The sequence below is a fragment of the Candidatus Harpocratesius sp. genome, assembly GCF_054039255.1.
In genome coordinates this window covers 1-19531 of the sequence record NZ_JBPLBG010000050.1, presented here as the reverse complement: position 1 = coordinate 19531, position 19531 = coordinate 1, and the positions used below count along the sequence as shown (strand labels likewise).

Genomic DNA, 19531 nt, shown 5'->3' with positions numbered 1-19531 from the left:
AGCAGTGATAATAAATTTTATTAAAAAAAAAGAATTATATCTCAGATTTTTGTTTAACAATCAAAATGACTATTGCAATAAAAGCAAACGAAGGAAACATTAAGGAGCGATAACCTGGGATCAAATTTGTTAAACCTTTAGAATTTTCGTCACTATAAGCATCATCACTAATATTATTTTGATCGTTTATTTGAATACTTTGAATTCCCTTGAGAGAAATCACAATCTGATAAGTCTGATCTGGCCCAATACTTGGAAGAGATAAATGGAAACCAAATGCAAACATGGGATCAATTTTATCCTTAGTAAAATTCAAGTCATTTCCATCTTGAATTTGAATTTCAACTCCTACGTTATCTATTGTGTTTAGCACACAGTATTTTCTAATTGAATTTTCATTAATTTCGGTGTAATTTATTCCCTTAAGTCCCGAAAATAATATTTCTTCATTACTAGGTGAAATTGTAAAGCCAATTTTAGGCTTATATGCATCAGTATCGTAATTTTGATATGTATAACTTACGATTAATTGTCCATTATTCTGATCTAATGAAAATATTTTAGAGATTACTCGATTTGAATATTCTACATTAAATGCGATTGAATTTTCAAATAATGTCGGAGTATAATAAATATTTTGCCAAATAAAGGAATTTTCTCCGTTTTCAAATGAATCGTAAAAAGTATTAGGACGAATTATGAATGTTTGATCATTTCGACCCCATTGATCACCGGGTGCGATTGGTTCAATCGGAGCTGAAAGAGAATTAATTGAGCGATAACGCGTTCCTATTTTCTTAACATATGTATTGGGCACATCATTTGCAGTATATATAATTCCAGAGGATATATTGTACCAATTAAGTAATCGAGCACCATTGGGGGAAATAACAACATAATTAGAAGAATCTTTCAATATATATTCAGAAATTCCGTCCAAATCGAGATCTTCTTCTTCTATTATAAGAGATAGAGAAGGATTTAATGCATAATATGCGGCTTCTGCTGTGAGAAGCGCGCTTTTTGCTCTATAAAACCAATCAGGTTTCACTCCAACACATCCAAACTCAAATTGATTGGCAACAAAAACAAATTCAGCATAACTCATCAATCTCTCTGCACTTTTCTTCTTTTCTTCATTCTTGGCTTCATCTATAGCAGATTGAATAAACATTAAACGATTTCGAACCTTTGAAAATTCAGAACGAAATTCTTTTAGATCGATATCATTCGCATTAAAATCAAACCAATCCACATACCCTTGATCTTGACAAGGTTGCTGCATCCAATGAGCCTGGCCATCAGGAATTGAAGTAAGCTCTTCAAAATTGTAATCTTCTGGTAAGTTAGCAATAAATTGAGAGGGTGTGGTTAATTGTAACCAATCTGATTCCGCTTCCAAACGACTTAAAAGATAATCCAAGCGAGCCATTACATTTTCATAATTATCATTTAATCCAAAACTGCCTTCCTCCTGCCATAAGCCCCATGCTTCCATATCCTGTCCATAAAATACTAAGTAATCATCATTTGTATCATTTTCATAAATATCGTAAAGAAAAGAAATTAAATTATCAACTGCTTGAACAACACTTGAATCTGTAGGAGACTCGGTGGTCTGGCCAACAGCATCAACATAATTTATAATAGATTTATCATCATCAATAATTAAAATACTCGTATCATTATATATTGCCTTTCTAATCTTATATTCACTATATTCATTAATATTTGTAGCTTGAGCAATAATTTGATCTTCAAGAAATGTATACGTATATCCATGTTCTGAGAGAAGAGGAACATACTGAGAATGGCGCCAACATCTTTCGGGATTCCAAAACCCTACTGGTTTTACATTTAAAGTTTTATTGATGGTTTCTAAGTGCTTTTCTATTTGAATCGATTCATCATAATTGTATTCTAAAGAATAAATAATATTTTGAGAATATGTAGAGCCGATCATTTCAAATTGACCATTGTTTAGTCCTAATCTAAGCAGATCCAATGTATGTGGAGAATAAAATGCCAAATCAGTTAGAAGGGTCCCAGAAAAATGAAGAGGAAATGGAATATTAGGATGTTCAAGCAAAGTATTTAATACAGGTTCATAGCATACCTCATTTGCAAATACAGAATAAGGCACATTAGCTTGATTAGCATGAAAAAGGATTGTAAAATCTAATTTTCTGGTGTTTGATTCAGTATATCCATTTACTTTAATCATTGGTGAAAAAATAGAAATTAAAAGAAGCAAAATCAAGACATTTTGGTAGAAAAAGCTTTTTCTTTTCATAATATGCATCATTTTCCAAAATTTTTTTTTATTTAATCCTATTATTACAAAAAAGGTAAAAAAGGTGAAAAATATTAAAGTTAAGCGATAAATTCATTCTTTTTAATTTGCTGTGTTTGAAAGATTCTTTCGAACAGACGATAGAGCATCTTCCACATATTTCATCTGATTTACTTCATCCATCGAAGAGAATAATTCTAAAGCATCAGTAAACATTTGCTCAGCAGCCTTATAATCCTTATTATTTCGATATATTTCTCCCATCTTTAATAAACAAGTTGGAGTGTAATATTCATATGGTGAAAGATCGACAGCAATCTCATACGATTTCAATGCATATGCTAAATAAGTCGGATCATCTTCTGCTAATATTGAAAAGAGATTACCTTGATCGAAAAATTGTTTACCATCTGGAGTATATTGTTTTGCATAAAAAAGAAACTGATCTTTAATTCTTGGATCTTTTTCTTCAAAATATTTCTTAAAGCTAATCATTGAATCGATACGATCAATTGTTTCTAAAATCTCGTTATTATAGTTTGCGTAGTATGCTTGAGCTAATAGTTTCTTAATAATTTCAAGAGTTTTATTACTGATTGGATCTTCATCTTTATACTTTGCAAATAAAAAGACAGGGAGTAAATCTTGTATTGCATCACTAATTTCATTCATCACGCTGTTTGGGATTCCTTTCAATTGAAGCGCTTCAATTAAAAAGATAATGAGATTACCAATAGTATATTCTTTCTTCCTTACTATCTTCAACCAAGAAATCCGATTTAAAAATGCTTCATCTTCAATTCGTCTAATTGCAACTCCTGATTTTATCATTCCATGACCAATTGCACCTAAAGCACGAGCAATAACATCTTTAGCAAATACATTTGTGTCACCCATTAAAGTTGCTTGTAAGGAAATGATAATTTCATTTGATGGATGATGTGAACCAATAACACCTAAGGATTCTGCATAGAGCTCAATCTCACTTATGAACTGCTCAGATTCTTTATCAAGTTGGAAAAACCGTTGAATGAGTTCTGGAGTAACTTCTAACGGTTTTTGAATCCCAATTTTCCCTAAAGCAAAAATAGCTTCTTGACGAACTTGAGGGTCTTCATCATCAAGTCGTTCAAAAACAATTTTTTCATCTATATCAGGTCTATTTTCTGAAATCATTCCAAGAGTATAAACCGCTTTATCTCGAATGCTGGCATCATGATGACGGGTTAATTTATAGATGATTTCCAGATTTGCGCTTAAATGCTCTTCACTATCTGAAAGTGCAATTACATGCAGACAATCCCTTATTAATTCCATGTTGTCTCCATTTAGATGAGGTTCAAGTCTGGGATAGATATCAATTTCATCATACATTGGAGAAATCATTTTAAGAGCTTCTGAAGCATTTTCTGCCACCTTTGGTTCAGATGAAGTTAAAGCTTGAGTAAAGTAATCAATAATTGAAATCTTATTTCCATCAATGCTGGGTTCATAATTTTTGTTCATAATAAGAAATTCAGCAATACTTTCTGCACACATTTGAACTACATCAATATCTGGATCGTGAAGAGCCATTATCATTAAGTCAACTAAGATTTCTTCTTTTGCCTCTTCTGGTCCCTTTAAAATGTAATTTCCTACAGCATCAGCAGCTACATATCGCAAAAATGATCGTTCATCTTTCAAAAATGAGCGAACTTTTTCAAGTGGAAATGTATCTATATTGTAATATACCATATATGAAAGCACAACTAAAGTATTTTGAATAATATATTCTATCGTGTCCTTATCATTTCCTTCATGATATTCTAAAAATGGAACAATTTTTTCAATAGATAAATCATCTGCAATTTTTGCGCTCATTTGAACTAGAGCTTCGAAAGCTGAATCAATAGCTTCTGAATTACTAAATTCATCATTCAAAATGCCATAGACAACTCTTAGAATTTCCCCTACAAATTCCTTATCTTGATTTTGACCTTCAAGAACCATTTCAGTAATAGCTTGAAACGCGGCAGTTCTTACTTCAGTGTGTTTATCAACGAGAAGTGGTTTTATTTTATCAAGAATTAAGAGTAAATTCTCCTTTGTTTCGCCGATATCACCTAGAGCATCCAAAATATATCTCTGTGTTCGAATATCATTATATGAAAGAGCTTGAATTAATCGCTCTAAGACAATATTGGGATATTCTGCACCAATTTCACCTAAAAGTCCTATAGCTTCACGATTGTTAAGTTTATTTCTATTTATTAACTTATTCTGAGATTGTACTGAATTCAGTGACATTTTAAATATAAATGATACAATTTTTTCCGCTTCCTCTTGATTTTCAATTGCAATTAAATAAAGATACTGTTCAGCCTTCAAGCGGATCTGTTCATTAAGATCCACCCCATGTTTGCTGTAAACTGAAGGAAGGAAAATTGATTTATACAATGTGAGTATATCATGCTTGATTTTCGATTTTTTATCCTTAGTTTTTGTCTGTTTTTTACCTTTTCTATTCTTTTTCTGATCTTCCAATTCTTTTTCTATTGCTTTTTCGCTCTTACTTTTTATAGATTTTCGTGATTTACTTGTTTTAATTATTTCTGCGATTTCAAAATTACCATAAGCCAAGGATGTGGCTTGTAATCGAATGTCGGAATGAAAATCAGAATTTCTTTGCAATAAAGTATAAGTTCCAAAAACAATGGTAATAAAAGATTGAACTACAATTAATGGGACTAGAATACTGTAATTTTCAAAAATCGGTTGAATTGGAGCAAGAATAAGATTAGATTGAAAAATACTGGTTACAACTGCTTTTTCAATTTGCACAAAGTTTAATAGCATATTAACAGCCAGAGAAATGAAAATATAACCTCCGAAAATGTAATCAATGATTTTCGTTTTCGCTTTTTTATTCCAGAATTTTTGGAAAAATCCTTTTATTCCGAATGGGACAGTTGTCAAAATTGACAGATAGCCCATCATTTTATCTTTCTCAGTGAAAGTATATCCATTAATTGCTTTCAAGATTGGATTAAAGAAATTATAAAAGGATAAAATGAATGGACTCCAAGCAATGATGATAAAAAATACATTTAATATCTGTTTAGTGGTACTTTGGCCTAAATGGGAATTAGATATAATTGTTTTTGGAATGTTTCTCCGATATGTAGCTTGAATTATACCACTAACTTGGCCTTGAGAAGCAAAATAATTAAGGAAAAAGAGAGGAAAGATTAAAAACCACATAAAAGCAACTTGAGCAATCGAAATAGAAGAAAAATACCAAATTACGATAATAGGAACTATATAGATGACAATGAAGATTATAAATGAAACAATATATGCCATAGTTCCTTGAAAGCGATCCAATATCTTTGATTCAAGAAATTTATGAAAATCATGAACAGAATCACTCGTGGGTCTTCCTAAAAAGAAAGCTTCCCAGAGAGGATATATAACCAATATTATTAACATAGTAGTAAGGATATAACCTGCAATTCCAATATATTCTCCAGGTTGAATAACCTCTAAAATCAAATTGCAGATAAATAGAAGAGATAGACCAAACATTAAACCAAAACTAATCATGGCTCCATAATCGCCTAAATCAAATTTCTCTTTTTCAATTCGATTAATTTCTGCTAGATTTTTCCTTACCATTAAAAATCCAATTAAAAATGTGATCAAGAAAATTACGGCATAAATACCTAAAATAATGAGATCTTGCTGTTCCATTATTCAAACCCTCCCTCATATTGTTGAAATTGCTTTATTAAAGATTCTGTCAATTCTTCTAAAATTGGCTCATTTTTCTTTTGAATTACTTTTACTTGTTCATAAATTTCAGATGCACTAGTTGTTTTAAGTTGTTGAATTGAAGTGATTCCAGCTTCAAAAAAAACCTTCGCAAAATAGATATCCATTCCAGGAATTTGAATGAAATTAATCATTTCTAATAATTTATGAAAATCTCGCTTCTTAAGATGTACTTTTTTATGCAGTTTTGAGATTTGATCTTTCTTTTCAATTAAGTGTTGTGCAGTATATATGCTAAATTTTTTGAATTCGCTTGCCACATCAAGATTTACCATTGGAAACAACACAATTGGAATATTTAAGCCATATTTAATGCGCTTATTCATATGTTTTGCAAAATAAATCCATTCATCGATTTGTGCAAATGTTGGAAATGAAAGGACAATAAATCGTGTTTCTGTATCTAATTCGCGCAATTTATAGAATATACGCAAGGATTGTCTACGACTTAGCTCTTCTACTGAATTTATGTTTGCATAATAGAGTAATTCACATTCGCGTGCACTTAAGTTGGGAATTTGAAACAAATCGATTAAATCTGACCATTGTTTAATTCGTTCTCTATCTATTTGGGTGCGAGATTGAATTTCATCAATAGAATAGAGAAGAAAATCATCCACTGATTGAATTTTCATAGTTTTATTCAGTATCTGGGCATATTTTTGTCCGATACTTTCAAATTCAGATAGTTTTTGCTTTACCATAATAAAATTGTAATTTTTCTCTCCTATTAATTCTTAATATCAGAAAAAAAAGTAGTAAAAAGATGATAAAACAGGAAAAAATGAATTGGAAAAAAATTATTCGAGTATTTTAGGTCGGTGACTGGCTTTCATATCTACTTCAGCTATATTAAAATTATATGCAATTTGAGCTAATAACGCATCAAACGTGATATAGCAATTTAATTCAAAAGCAGGAAAATAATTATGACGACGATGGACTGGTTGATTGTACATGGATACGAAATCTTCTCGTCCTGGGAGTACCAAACATCCATCAACACGTCGAGTAAACTGGGCTAGATCTGATTCATGAAATGAAGTAACCCCAAAAATATGCATTCCTGATATAAATGCTTGATTTGCAAATGTCAATGTCTGAGAAGTAGCACCTGAACCTGATAAAATGATTGCAAGATCTCCTCTTTGTCTTAGATCCCAATGTCCTTCATAAATCACAGTTAGGTCACTATCTGGATTTTTATGTAAATGGCCATATCTTATCGCAGCAATCCTGTTTATTATCTCATTACGTCCTACACCAAGGAAATATACTTTTTTCCTGTTTGATGCTGGAATATATTTAGAAACTAAGTTAATAAACGACATTAAAGATTCTACTTCTTCTTCCAGATAATCATATGTGGCATCATAAAGTTTTAGGATCTTCTCTGTGCTTTTGTTGAATTCTGTTAATGATTCTTCAGGAGTGTCCTTTACAGAATATGCTAAGCAAACACCAATAATGGCAGATGATATCTCAAATTCTGTTCCTAATGGAGCTAGTTGCTTATTTCGATTTTCATTTCTTCTTAAAATCAAAACATTTTCAAACTCTTTTTCCATTTCTGGATTGTAACTCATCCCAAATACTTGTAATCCAATTTCCTTGGCAGCCCTAGCATGAGCTAATGGAGAACCAGAACCAGAACCTGTATTAAAAATAAATACATCTCCTGATTGCCATGCTCGCAAATTTGCATTGGAAACGGGAAGAATAATATTAAATCCATTATGTTCTAGACAATCCTCTGTAAGGAGTAAACTTTGCAAGGACCTACCTTGGCCATCGACCATAATCATTTTTGCTTGACCATTTTCTTGATCTTTTCGAGTTTGAATCAAAATTTCAAAAATTCGAAGTAATTTACTGTGATCCAAATTTTCGATGGTATAGCGAACATGATTTGTTAGATATTTAAAAGATTTTTGGAATATATGAATACCAGACATTTCAGAGCCTCGGGGATTGTAAGTGAAGGAATCCACATTTTATATAATTTATCATGATTGATAAAAGTAAATTTGTTAAGTTAATAATAACATTTGAAAAAAAAAAGAAAGGATTTTTAATAAAAAAACAGTTATGAAAACATAAATTTTCATTCAAAACTCAAGAAAATGAAAGAAAAACTTATATTGTTTAATAATTTGATAGTATTGAATATCGATATTGATCCTCGATACTGTGAAAATTATCAATCTTTATCTGATTCCTATGAATATATTAGAAAATTTCAAACGATCGGCAATAATTGCCCACATTCTATATCATGCATCTGAAGAACCAGTATATGGTGCATGGTTACTTCAAGAACTTTCTTCTCATGGTTATAAGATTAGTCCTGGAACTCTTTATCCTTGGTTAAACGATCTCAAACAACAGAAAATACTCTATCATACAACACAAATTGTAGAAGGAAAACGAAGAATTTACTATTCAATTAGCCCAAAAGGAATCCAGGTTTTTAAAGATTTAAAAAAGTTTCTTAAGGAACTCTATTCTGAATTATTTGAATTAAAAAAAAATGAATATAAGAGAAAAAACCAATAAAATTTTACTAAAGATGAAAAAAATGGAAGAAAATTCAAATTATCAAAAAAACACAAAAGATTTCAAAAAAGATATTTTCACTCCTAGCGTTTTCGCCCTTCTAACTATGGTCATTTTGATTGGTATGGGTGAAAAAATGGCAGAAAGATTTTTACCACTATATTTAGTCGCATTAGGTGGTGGAGCATATAGCATCAGCTTACTTAATGGAATGGATAATTTACTATCTGCACTATATTCTTTTCCAGGAGGTTTTCTGAGTGATAAACTTGGTTATAAACAAGCGATGGTTGTTTTTAATTTGATGGCAATGCTGGGTTATTCTATTGTTATTATAATTGCAACATGGTGGGCAGTACTAATCGGTGCAATCTTTTTTATATCTTGGACTGCAATTTCACTTCCTTCTGTAATGAGTATGGTTTCAAATATATTTCCTAAAAATAGGAGAACATTAGGAGTTTCAATGCATTCATTAGTTAGACGTCTACCTATGGCAATAGGTCCCATTGTTGGTGGTTTATTCATACAACTTTTTGGTCTTCAGCAAGGAGTACGGATCGCTTTCAGTATTGCTTTAGGTTTAGCATTCATTGCTATTTTAGTACAATGGTTTCTTATACCAGAACCTACAAAAAATACAAAAAAACCACTGCACTTACGAGATTCTTTAAGTAATATTAATCCATATTTGCGCAATTTATTAATTTCAGATATCTTAATTAGATTTGCTGAACAAATCCCTTATGCATTTGTTGTTGTATGGGCAGTAAATATGAATGGAATAACCCCAGTTCAATTTGGGATATTAACTTCCATAGAAATGGCAACAGCAGTTCTTATTTATATCCCTGTTGCTTTCTTTGCCGATAAATTTTCAAAAAAACCCTTTATTGCGATAACTTTTGGTTTTTTTACAGCATTTCCATTTATATTGATATTTTCGCATACTTTTACTATGTTTATCATAGCATTTGTAATCAGAGGATTAAAAGAATTTGGGGAACCAACTCGAAAAGCCCTTATTATGGATCTCGCTCCTGAGCATGCAAAAGCAAGTACTTTTGGAACATATTATCTAATTCGGGATATTGTTGTATCAGGAGCTGCATTTTCAGCAGCAATCTTATGGAATTGGGCACCTCAAGCAAACTTCATTGCAGCTGGCATATTTGGTATAATTGGAACGATTTATTTCATCTTTTGGGGAAAAGATCTAAATTCGATTGTATCTGCTGAAAATGATATAAGATAAAAAATTATCATAATGTTAGTTATTCGTTAACTAATCATCTCATTTTCTTTTTTCTTATAGCCAAAAAAATTAAAGGGCAACACTTATTCATTTAATTATTAGATCATACTTTTTACCGATCCCGAGTTGAATTAAAATGAGTCAAATATGGATTCCTGGAGCGTGTGCTGTTGCTCTGCGTTGCACCGATGGTGTTATATTAGCTAATGATACACGGAGTACTTGGGGGTACACTGTTAACAATAAAAACGTTACAAAGATTTTCCCTATTACTAAAGATGGACGCGTCGCAATCAGTTGTTATGGATTAATAGGTGATTTTCAAGCATTAAGTCGAATAATGCTAGCTCAAGCAAATATTTATGAAATTCGAGAAGGACATAAAATTTCAGTTAAAGCCATGGCAAAAACAGTCGCAAATTATCTTTATCAAAGAAAAATGGCACCTTTATATACAAATGTATTAGTAGCCGGTATTGATGAACATGGTCCAGCAGTCTATACAATGGATGCAATCGGGTCCTTATCTGAAGAAGAATATGGTGTTGCAGGATCATCAGCCACTTTTGCAGTTGGTATTTTAGAAGCAGAATATTCCCCAGAAATAACTGTTAAGGAAGGATTCGAATTAATAAAAAAAGTTATGAGCAATGCAGTTAAACGAGATGCAATGGCTGGAAACTCCATGGATATTATGGTTATTACACAAGAAAAAGTTGAAAACCAGCGTTTACCTTTGGTTGATTTAGGAGAATAAATTGTATTATCCTTATTTACATTTATTTTTTTTATTTCTTTTCAGATAGAATTATAAAAATGTAAAATAGAAAAATGCATTCCAAGAATTTGAAAACAAATTCTAGGAAATGCAAAGGCGCTGTTCGTCTTTTTGCAGGGCCACTTTGGTATGATGTTTCACTTCACCATTACCAAATTTCATTAAGTGAAATAGTAATCTAAATAATTGGAAGTTAGCATCGCCGACAAAAACAAAAAGCATTTGATTTTTATAATATTCTACAAAAAAAGAGGCAAAATAAATGAAATCATAGAAATCATTATCCAAAATCAGTATATGTCCAAAATTCCAAGCAAGATTTTTATATATTGGATCGAATTTTGGAAATTGTTGTAACAGAAAAAAATACTTTGGAAGATTTTTTCCAAAGTTATCTGATGAAGGGAATTTAACATATTCGTAGCACTTTAGCAGGAATTAAAAATTGGCTTAAACTAAAAAAGGCAAATGTTCCTATTGAAATACAAAATCTATTTTTCTCTTTTCTCAAGAATGAAACATAAAAAATATTATCTGGAATCTCTTCTACTTATATTTTCTTATATTTATTCTTCACATATTCTCTTTTTTTCCTAAATATTATTCCCAAAGCATTCCCACAATACTTTAAATAATCCTCGATTTTAAAGTTCCTATGAAAGAATTATCTCAAGCAATTTTGAATTCAAAGAAATCAAAAATTCGTAAGTTATTTGATATGCTTTTACAATCCGGACCCGAAGCAATTTCTTTTGGAATTGGTCAAACAGATTTTACAACTCCTGCATTTATTTACGATGGAATTATTCAAGCTTTACGTGAACATAAGACATTATATGCTCCAGCTCTTGGAATTCCTCGATTAAGAAAAGCAGTTGCTGAAAAATTTCGTAATGAAAATAAACTCTCATGGATAAAAACAGAAAATACAATTGTAACTAATGGTGGAAGTCAAGCTCTTACTTTAACATTTGCAGTGTTGTCAAATCCTGGCGATGAAATGATCTTGTCAAGCCCAAATTTTATTTCTTATTACTATCTTGCAGATTATTTTCACATTAAATGCGTAGAAGTTCCACGCCAAGAAGATTATTCCCCAAACATCGAAATGATCAAAGAAAAAATTAGTTCTAAAACCAAATTTATTTTAATAAATTCACCCAATAATCCGACTGGTTACGTTTATTCTGAGTCAGAAATTAAAGCAATTGTCGACTTGGTTCAAGATCACGATCTATATCTTGTTAGTGACGAAGTCTATGAAAAATTCTTATATAATCATGCCATGCATATTAGCCCTGGTTCATATCCTGGAATGGATGAACGAACCATTACATTAAATGCCCTAAGTAAATCATTTGGAGCCACTGGATTAAGATGTGGATATATTGGCGCGAGTCTTCCAATTATTCAAAATATGGAAAAATATATCCAATACACTACAGCGGGTGTTAATCATCCAGTTCAATATGGAGCAGTTCGCGCTCTTAAGCAAAGTGAAAAGATGAATTTTCCTGATATAATCCAACGATACAATAAAAAGAGGATCTTTTGTGTGAAGCGATTGAGAGAATTGCAATTTGAGGTAGTTGAACCTCAAGGAGCGTTCTATTTAATGCCAAAACTTAATCAAGGATGGAATTTAACCGCAGATGAATTCTCTGAAGACTTAGTCAAAGAACAAAAAGTTGCTTGCGTTTCTGGAACAGCATTCGGATCATTCTCTGAAAATTCATTGCGAATCTCATATGCGACCACTGATGAAAAATTGGAAGAGGGATTTAATCGAATTGAAAAATTCTTGAAGAATCGAAATTTAATCTAAAAAAAGTTTTTTTCTTCACAATAAATTTTTAATTTTCTTTTATTTTTTTGATTTATTTTAAATGGGGAATTTTTATTTAATTACAAAAGGATATTGCTATGAGAAAGCCAAAAAATAATATCTGTAAGTGGTATAATGTCTGTCCAATTAATTGGTTTACAAAAGAAGGAAAGTTACCAAAAAAATGGATTGAAGAGTATTGTCTACAAGCAAATCCAAAGTGTGTTCGATACCAAATGGAAGAAAAAGGAATTTTTCATCCAGATAATATGCTTCCAGACGGTACAATTGATCCATCATTATAAAGATTAATTAACTTCGTTTCCAAATGTTGATAATTTGAGCACAATTATGAGTAACGGAGTAGAAAAACTGAATGATAAAGAAAGGATTAGTGTTGTTTGGCTATGATAAGCCTAATCGTTATACGTGGGCAATCTTAATGGGTTATTTGGAGCAAGATCAAGAATTAATAAAGCATTATGATTTCCACCCTCTTACTTTTCAATTATATCATGCCCCTAAACACAGAAAAGCACTAAAAAAGATTAATTTTCAAAAATATGAAGTTATTATTTTAGCATATTCCTTATTATCGATTCAGATCCCACAGTTCATTAAATTTCATGAAGAATTTCCCGATTTCTTTTCAGAATATCACAACAATATAGTTTCAATAGTTGGTGGCGCTCATATTAACGCAGTTCCAGAAAAATTTGCAAAATTAACACATAACATCGATTTTATCATCCCAAATGAAGGAGAAATTGCCTTTCAACAACTACTTCATGCAATACTACATGAATCAAAAGATCAAATAGATGTTTCTCAATTAAATGGTGTGGCGCGCACCCATCCAAAATATATTCCAGCGAATTCCCCACAACTTCACGAATTGGGAAAAACACCTTCTTTTTCTCCATATTTTCGCTTATTTGGTCCAATTGAAATCAGTCGTGGTTGTCCATTTAGATGCAAATTCTGCCAAACTGGAAATTCAAGCCAATCCATGAGACATGCACCATTAGCTGCGTTGATCAAATGGATTAAATTAGGTGCTGAAATTAAATATGATAAATTATGGTTTTTATCACCTAATGCATTTGCTTACGGCTCACGAAATGGAGTTACTCCCAATGTAAATATGCTTTATCAACTTCTTTCTCATATTTATGAAATAAAAAATATCAAAGGAATTTATTTTGGAACTTTCCCTAGTGAAGTTCGACCAGAATCAGTAACTTCTGAAGTAATGGAGACAATCTCTCCTTTTTTAGCAAACAAAAAGATCCTTCTTGGAGCTCAATCTGCTTCAAACCGGTTATTGAGAAAAATTAGGCGTGGGCATACAATTGAAGACATTTATCATGCAATTGAAATATTAAATCAATTTGGATATAAATGTGAAATTGATTTTATTTTCGGACTTCCCGGCGAAACGATTGATGATATTGAAGCAAACATTAATTTTTTTGAAGATGTTCTCACAAATCGTTTATCCAATGTCAGGATACATACACATACATTTATGCCCCTTCCGGGTACCCCATTTGAAAATGAGCCAAATGGTAAAGTATCTCCTAGAATTCATGAAATTATAGGTAAATTGGCAAAACAAGGCAAAGCCTATGGAGAATATCAAAGTCAAGCTGGATTAATAACAAATCGATTTTCTATAATTTGATCATAATCAAAATGAACACTGAAAATTCAAATGTTTGAACGTGTAATTTAACTTAATGGTTGTAATTGCAGCTCAAAACGATACAGAAGAAGAAACACTGAAAGATATATTATTCAAACTAAAGAAAAATATATTAAATCAAGAGAAAAATATTGAAGAGCCAATTCTTTTAATAGTAGATATTCCAGGAATCGTGGGATATCCTTGGTCAATAAATCCAAATTCTCTAGTAATTTTAATTCAATGGTTAACTGAGAATTTTTCAGGATGCATTACAATTTTACCTTCATTACCAATCAATTATAATTCAGAGCGTGTATTAGAAAATTGGGGACTAAGTGCCTTCCTAAAAAGAGAGAATATTTCCATTCTATATCTTGATAAAATCACAGCAACAAGCTCAATTATTGATAATGAAATTAAGTTTGAAAAAATAGATAATTCAATTCCTACATTTAAATCATTTAAAACGGTTATTCTTTATACTCAAATTGGTTTGCTGGATGAAAATACACTATGGTCTGGATCGACACTTCTCTATCAACTTCAATTAAATTTTCAATCTTTATTTAATAAAATTTCAGTTTATCCATCCGAAGAAATCACTTCAAATGAATTTTTGCAAGCCCAATGGATATGGAACTGGTTATTACATTTTTTCCCAAAAAAGATGGATTCTAAAAATTACATTCAAGATAATTATCCTGCTAAAAAAAATAATTTGACACTTTTTATTTCAAACGCTTTTTCAATAGTTTCTAAAAACTCAATTATTTATGATCCTACACTTATTCCTCTTAAACCAAAGATGATTTTTCTTTCAGATTCATTTTCTGAAATAGAAAATATGATTTATCACAATTTAAAGAAAACTCTTTCAAAATCATTTTTTTATCCAATTTTTAGAGAAATATTTAATCAAAACCTCAAAAAAGATCTTGAGCTATTAACTAACAACAATCTTTCTTCTTTCGCAGTCTCTGATTTAATAAAAGAGAATCGAAAACAAAAATTCCACATTCACACTTATTTCGGCGAACTTTCAGAAGAAGAACGATTTTTTGCTAATAATATTCCTGATTTATTAAATGATCTTTTATTTGATGATTTTCAAAATGTAAGCCATATTGCTTTATTAATGGGAAATAACCCTCCGGTGCCAAAACAAGCAGATTGGATCTTAATTTTTGGAGAAAATGCAATAAATTCCACTTTAAATGCCCCATTTACATTATTGGACAAAAATAAACTCCCAAAAGAACCTTTTAAGATAATTGATTTTGAAATCGGTGGAAATCAAATACTTAATGATGATGAACTTGAACGTGAAATTCTTCGAAAACAAAGAAAAATTAGAAATAAAATTGAAAAACTTGAAGCAAAAATAAATGCTTTTATTGATTCTATTGGGGATAAATCAATAGAAGAAGAGCGAAATCTGTTAATCTTAACTGCTAAAAAGAAATATGACCAGAAAATTCAAAGTCTTCGGACCAAAATCGAAAAAATAAGGATAGATTTATTTATAAAAAATGAGATTCGAAAAATAAAATTAGAAAAACCAAATATCATTATAAATCAAAAAATAATAAGAATCCCATTTGAAGCAACATCAAGTTTAGATATTATTCCTTATTTAATACAGAAATGGTCGAGGAAAGAAGCTCCATCATTTCACTTCTTTTACAATAAACTTGCCGCATTTTATCAATTTTCAAAACCTAAAAAAGAATGGAACAAAATAATTATTAATCAACTCAAAGAAGTTCTAAAAACTACAATTAGCGAGATAAGCACACCTCTTCTACCAGAAATTCAGAGAAAATTAAAAAAAGTGGAAGGTCAAAGAAATCAAGAATTTAAAAAAATCAAAATTCAAGAAAAAATAGCTCAACAAAAAATAAAAAATGATTATGACCCTAAAATTCTATTATTAAAGAAAAAACTTAAGAATCTCAAAAAAGAAGAAAAGAAACATCACCGAAAAAGATTTTTAATGCAGTTGCAGAGATTTTCAAATTCTTTTCTTAACAAATCTTCAGTAAAAAAAGAATTAGTTGAGGATAAAGAGAAAATTTCATTAAAAAACCCTAAGGATATTCAAGAAGATATCAAGGAGGAAAATAAAAGTGCTTAAATATGATAATCATAAAAAAAAAATGAAGAATTATAAAAGGGAATCTTCTACTCAAGCTCAAGTACAATATAATATGAAAATATTAATTGAATCAACCCAGTATTATCAAAAAAACAAGAAATTTCAATACGAACTCTTTCAAATTCCCTTTTTGAATCTAACTTGTGACATTTCTGCCTTTCAAGAATTTTGGAAATCTTGCTATTATTATATTCTTAATACAAATGCAAATTCGATTGAAATTATTTTAAATAAAGATGGTTCACCAGCACGTGCTTATTTATTGGAATGTACAAATGAAGGTTTATTATTAAATATCAATTCTATCGATATCGCACTATTTACAAATCAATTTAAAGAAAAATTGACCCTAAAAGAAAAATTCGATGAAATCTTTCCAATAATCAAGAAAAATTATAATTTAAATATTGGGAATATTCATATTTACTCAAATAACTTTATTGAAGAACTTTTTTCGATTTTTTCACATACAACTAGTCAACAATTAGATTTCATCGAAGTTATTGTAAAATACTCTTTACTTTTTATACAAGCAAGAAATCGCAATAATAAGGAAAAAATATTTTTTGAATGCTTTCCCGAAACAGATTTTACTCGTTTCATTGATGGAATAAATGAAACATTTGATTTCATATTAGAAGATTCCAAATCTCAACTGGAAAATACATTAATATCATTCATAAAAAATTGTATTCCTCGAAAAAAATTTTCATTATCAATTCAATCTTCGACAAAAGTAATTGCTTATCTCGTTGATTCTCGAAATCCATCAATATTAATAAAATATCTACCATTAAATCCTTCACTTTTAGATAAACATATAAAAAATAACAAATCCAAATTGGAATATCTTAAATTTTTAAAGAAAAAATACCATACACCAATAAATTTTATTTTTGATCTTGCTCCGATATTGAAAAATATTGAAATGTTTATTCAAAGCCCATTCCCAGTAAGTCTTTATCGACTGGATATTATTTTCCAAAGTCTTATTAAAAATTACCGTTCGTATGGATTTGAGTGGTTAATGCATCCATCGCCTCTAATTATGAATGAACAATTTAGGTATTGGCAGTATGCATTTAAAATTCCATTAAATATTCGAAAATTAGCATATTGGAATATTCCAAGGTTTGTCATCGCGAATGTATTTGAAAATATAGGAGTTGAAGGAAAAATTTTAGCAATTTTTGGAGATAATTTTCATATACTTAATCATTCAAATAATTTTTCTGTTCAAGAAAATTATTTTGGTCTTCTTTGGTCCATAAAAACAAATAAAATTCAATCAGTTTCATTTATTTCGGCAGATTCCATAAAAGAATTATCACAGAAAAGCCATCAAATATATTCTAAAAAAAATATGAAGAAAAAACAAAATACAGAACATTGCAAAACAATCAAGCAATTTTCTCAACAATTACAGTTGAACCTTTATCCAAAATTTGGATATATTCATACTATTTATTGGATTTCAACAGATTTGATTAGAACATTCATGCAGACACTTAGATTCGATATCTTTTCTTCAAATCTAATGTATTGGTTAAAATTAAAAAGAATGTTAAAAAAATTTAAAGATCTTGATAATTTTTATGTCTATCCAAATACTCTATTATATAATCTATTACTTCATGAAAAATCAGGTTCATTCTTAAAAGAAATTCTGCCCATTTTGGTTGAACTTAGAGAATTTTAAGCAAAATAAAAAAGAATAATGCAAAAAATCAATTGATAAAAAAAATTCAACGAAAACAAAAAGCAGTTGAATTTATTCTAAGGTAGTAAAGCTTGAAACGGTTCTATCATCAAATGATCGAATTATTTCAATCAATAATCTTATTGTATATTCGACATCCTCTAAATTTAATTGTGAATGAGCCGAATGAACATATCTTGTTGGAACTCCTAGAAACAAAGATGGAACACCAAAACCTGTTAAGTGAATCGCTCCTGCATCAGTTCCTCCAAATTTCAAAAATGCATTTTTGTACTTAATTTCTTTTTCTTTGGCTAAATTGGTTACAAATCTTCGCATTTTTGGATTTGGAATCATTGAATTATCAAAAGTGGAAATTGCGACACCATCACCCATTTTCTGTGGTGCATTCGTTCCTGGAACATCTCCCGCAAGTGTAACATCCAAAGAAAAGCCAATATCTGGATTTAACATTTGAGCTGCAGTACGTGCACCGCGGACACCCACTTCTTCTTGTGCAGTAGAAACAAAATAAACAGTATTTGGGTGAACTAAATTTTCTTCTTTTATTCTGCGTAGAACTTCCAATATAATGAAAACACCAATTCGATCATCAAATGCTTTGGCCACAGCTAATGGAACAGGAATCATTTCATCTTTTTTCTCGGATTTCATATCACCATTGTTTTTTGATTTATCCTTTTTTCCTTTTTTCTTCATTCGAGTAAATTGGCGATAAGAAGCATAAGGAACAGCCAGATCACCGACTTGTATACCTAAAGCTTCCACTTCTTCAGCACTGGAGCATCCAATATCCACATGATAAGCTTCAAGCTTAGCCATTTTCTTTATATCATCCTTAGATTTTGGAAATCCAATTTGAACGATTCCGATAACATCTTCACCTCCAGAGAGAGGCCGGATGCGAATTTGTGTACCCAACATCCAAGGTCCCACAATTCCTCCAATATTTGATACTTTCAAATATCCATTTTTTTCAATTGAAGAAACAATGAATCCAATTTCATCTGCATGTCCTGCCATCATTAATTTTGGTCCTGAATTTCCTTTTCGTAAAATAACCGAACCTGTTCGATCAAAAAGTATTTCATCAGCATATGGTTTTGCATAATCTCGGACTATTTTCTGAACTTCATTTTCCCAACCACTTGGACCGAAAGCATTTGTTAAGCGTTCTAGTAATTTTAGATCTAATTTTGATATATCTATCATAGTGTGGAAAAAACGATTGAATTTTATAAAAAACTTCGCTTTTAATGAGCCAAATTTTTTAGTAATAAGAGCTAATCTCAATGAACGAAAGAAAAAAAATCAAAAAAAAACATGAGGTTTCACGGTAATCTTCGCTCTCCAAAATGATAGCAAAAAACCCAAAACCTTAAATCTCCTTCTTTTTTCTTGTAAATTAATGAAACATCCTGCGTCTTCTAATGAATATCGTACCGTCTA

Annotated in this window: 13 protein-coding genes; 8 read left to right on the top strand and 5 right to left on the bottom strand. The window is 30.4% G+C overall.

Translation table 11 applies throughout. From position 1 onward, the window contains the following. Positions 1 to 34: 34 nt before the first annotated feature. From ACXLDF_RS12270 to ACXLDF_RS12255, 4 genes are all read right to left on the bottom strand, one after another. Positions 35 to 2293: a polysaccharide deacetylase family protein gene (locus ACXLDF_RS12270; RefSeq protein ID WP_457558827.1), complete on the bottom strand. Its 2259-nt coding sequence runs from the start codon at positions 2291 to 2293 to the stop codon at positions 35 to 37. A 102-nt stretch (positions 2294 to 2395) separates the two neighbouring features. Further along, a complete protein-coding gene (locus tag ACXLDF_RS12265; protein WP_457558826.1) occupies positions 2396 to 6025 on the bottom strand; it encodes a hypothetical protein in 3630 nt (1209 codons plus the stop codon). Continuing rightward, positions 6025 to 6810 (bottom strand): DUF4332 domain-containing protein, encoded by a 786-nt coding sequence (locus ACXLDF_RS12260; protein ID WP_457558825.1) that lies wholly within the window; start codon positions 6808 to 6810, stop codon positions 6025 to 6027. The genes ACXLDF_RS12265 and ACXLDF_RS12260 overlap by 1 nt, the downstream gene beginning before the upstream one ends. A 96-nt stretch (positions 6811 to 6906) precedes the next feature. Beyond that, on the bottom strand, positions 6907 to 8061 hold the full coding sequence (locus ACXLDF_RS12255) for a phosphoheptose isomerase family protein (protein ID WP_457558824.1): 1155 nt from the start codon (positions 8059 to 8061) through the stop codon (positions 6907 to 6909). Between the two features lie 265 nt (positions 8062 to 8326). On the opposite strand from ACXLDF_RS12255, the gene ACXLDF_RS12250 reads away from it, so the two are divergent. From ACXLDF_RS12250 to ACXLDF_RS12215, 8 genes are all read left to right on the top strand, one after another. Further along, on the top strand, positions 8327 to 8662 hold the full coding sequence (locus tag ACXLDF_RS12250) for a PadR family transcriptional regulator (protein ID WP_457558823.1): 336 nt from the start codon (positions 8327 to 8329) through the stop codon (positions 8660 to 8662). After that, positions 8637 to 9917, top strand: coding sequence for an MFS transporter (locus ACXLDF_RS12245; RefSeq protein WP_457558822.1), 1281 nt, complete (start codon positions 8637 to 8639; stop codon positions 9915 to 9917). The genes ACXLDF_RS12250 and ACXLDF_RS12245 overlap by 26 nt, the downstream gene beginning before the upstream one ends. Before the next feature lie 136 nt (positions 9918 to 10053). Beyond that, positions 10054 to 10674, top strand: a complete 621-nt coding sequence (locus ACXLDF_RS12240) for an Ntn hydrolase family protein (protein ID WP_457558821.1) — start codon at positions 10054 to 10056, stop codon at positions 10672 to 10674. A gap of 676 nt (positions 10675 to 11350) precedes the next feature. Further along, positions 11351 to 12520 (top strand): pyridoxal phosphate-dependent aminotransferase, encoded by a 1170-nt coding sequence (locus ACXLDF_RS12235; RefSeq protein ID WP_457558820.1) that lies wholly within the window; start codon positions 11351 to 11353, stop codon positions 12518 to 12520. A gap of 98 nt (positions 12521 to 12618) precedes the next feature. Next, positions 12619 to 12825 (top strand): uracil-DNA glycosylase, encoded by a 207-nt coding sequence (locus tag ACXLDF_RS12230; protein WP_457558819.1) that lies wholly within the window; start codon positions 12619 to 12621, stop codon positions 12823 to 12825. A gap of 71 nt (positions 12826 to 12896) precedes the next feature. Next, positions 12897 to 14204, top strand: a complete 1308-nt coding sequence (locus ACXLDF_RS12225; RefSeq protein WP_457558818.1) for a TIGR04013 family B12-binding domain/radical SAM domain-containing protein — start codon at positions 12897 to 12899, stop codon at positions 14202 to 14204. A 55-nt stretch (positions 14205 to 14259) separates the two neighbouring features. Further along, the gene (locus tag ACXLDF_RS12220; protein ID WP_457558817.1) at positions 14260 to 16341 is read left to right on the top strand and encodes a hypothetical protein; all 2082 of its coding nucleotides are present in this window, start codon (positions 14260 to 14262) and stop codon (positions 16339 to 16341) included. Then, positions 16334 to 18061, top strand: coding sequence for a hypothetical protein (locus ACXLDF_RS12215; protein ID WP_457558816.1), 1728 nt, complete (start codon positions 16334 to 16336; stop codon positions 18059 to 18061). Before ACXLDF_RS12220 ends, ACXLDF_RS12215 begins: the two co-directional genes overlap by 8 nt. Positions 18062 to 18133: 72 nt before the next feature. Here the strand turns inward: ACXLDF_RS12215 and ACXLDF_RS12210 are convergent, their stop codons facing one another. Beyond that, a complete protein-coding gene (locus ACXLDF_RS12210; RefSeq protein WP_457558815.1) occupies positions 18134 to 19294 on the bottom strand; it encodes a M42 family metallopeptidase in 1161 nt (386 codons plus the stop codon). Positions 19295 to 19531 lie beyond the last annotated feature (237 nt).

Excerpts from the sequence above, each read along its gene's own strand:
- ACXLDF_RS12270 (WP_457558827.1), bottom strand. The coding sequence starts at position 2,293 with ATGAAAAGAAAAAGCTTTTTCTACCAAAATGTCTTGATTTTGCTTCTT.
- ACXLDF_RS12265 (WP_457558826.1), bottom strand. The coding sequence starts at position 6,025 with ATGGAACAGCAAGATCTCATTATTTTAGGTATTTATGCCGTAATTTTC.
- ACXLDF_RS12260 (WP_457558825.1), bottom strand. The coding sequence starts at position 6,810 with ATGGTAAAGCAAAAACTATCTGAATTTGAAAGTATCGGACAAAAATAT.
- ACXLDF_RS12255 (WP_457558824.1), bottom strand. The coding sequence starts at position 8,061 with ATGTCTGGTATTCATATATTCCAAAAATCTTTTAAATATCTAACAAAT.
- ACXLDF_RS12250 (WP_457558823.1), top strand. The coding sequence starts at position 8,327 with ATGAATATATTAGAAAATTTCAAACGATCGGCAATAATTGCCCACATT.
- ACXLDF_RS12245 (WP_457558822.1), top strand. The coding sequence starts at position 8,637 with ATGAATATAAGAGAAAAAACCAATAAAATTTTACTAAAGATGAAAAAA.
- ACXLDF_RS12240 (WP_457558821.1), top strand. The coding sequence starts at position 10,054 with ATGAGTCAAATATGGATTCCTGGAGCGTGTGCTGTTGCTCTGCGTTGC.
- ACXLDF_RS12235 (WP_457558820.1), top strand. The coding sequence starts at position 11,351 with ATGAAAGAATTATCTCAAGCAATTTTGAATTCAAAGAAATCAAAAATT.
- ACXLDF_RS12230 (WP_457558819.1), top strand. The coding sequence starts at position 12,619 with ATGAGAAAGCCAAAAAATAATATCTGTAAGTGGTATAATGTCTGTCCA.
- ACXLDF_RS12225 (WP_457558818.1), top strand. The coding sequence starts at position 12,897 with ATGATAAAGAAAGGATTAGTGTTGTTTGGCTATGATAAGCCTAATCGT.
- ACXLDF_RS12220 (WP_457558817.1), top strand. The coding sequence starts at position 14,260 with ATGGTTGTAATTGCAGCTCAAAACGATACAGAAGAAGAAACACTGAAA.
- ACXLDF_RS12210 (WP_457558815.1), bottom strand. The coding sequence starts at position 19,294 with ATGATAGATATATCAAAATTAGATCTAAAATTACTAGAACGCTTAACA.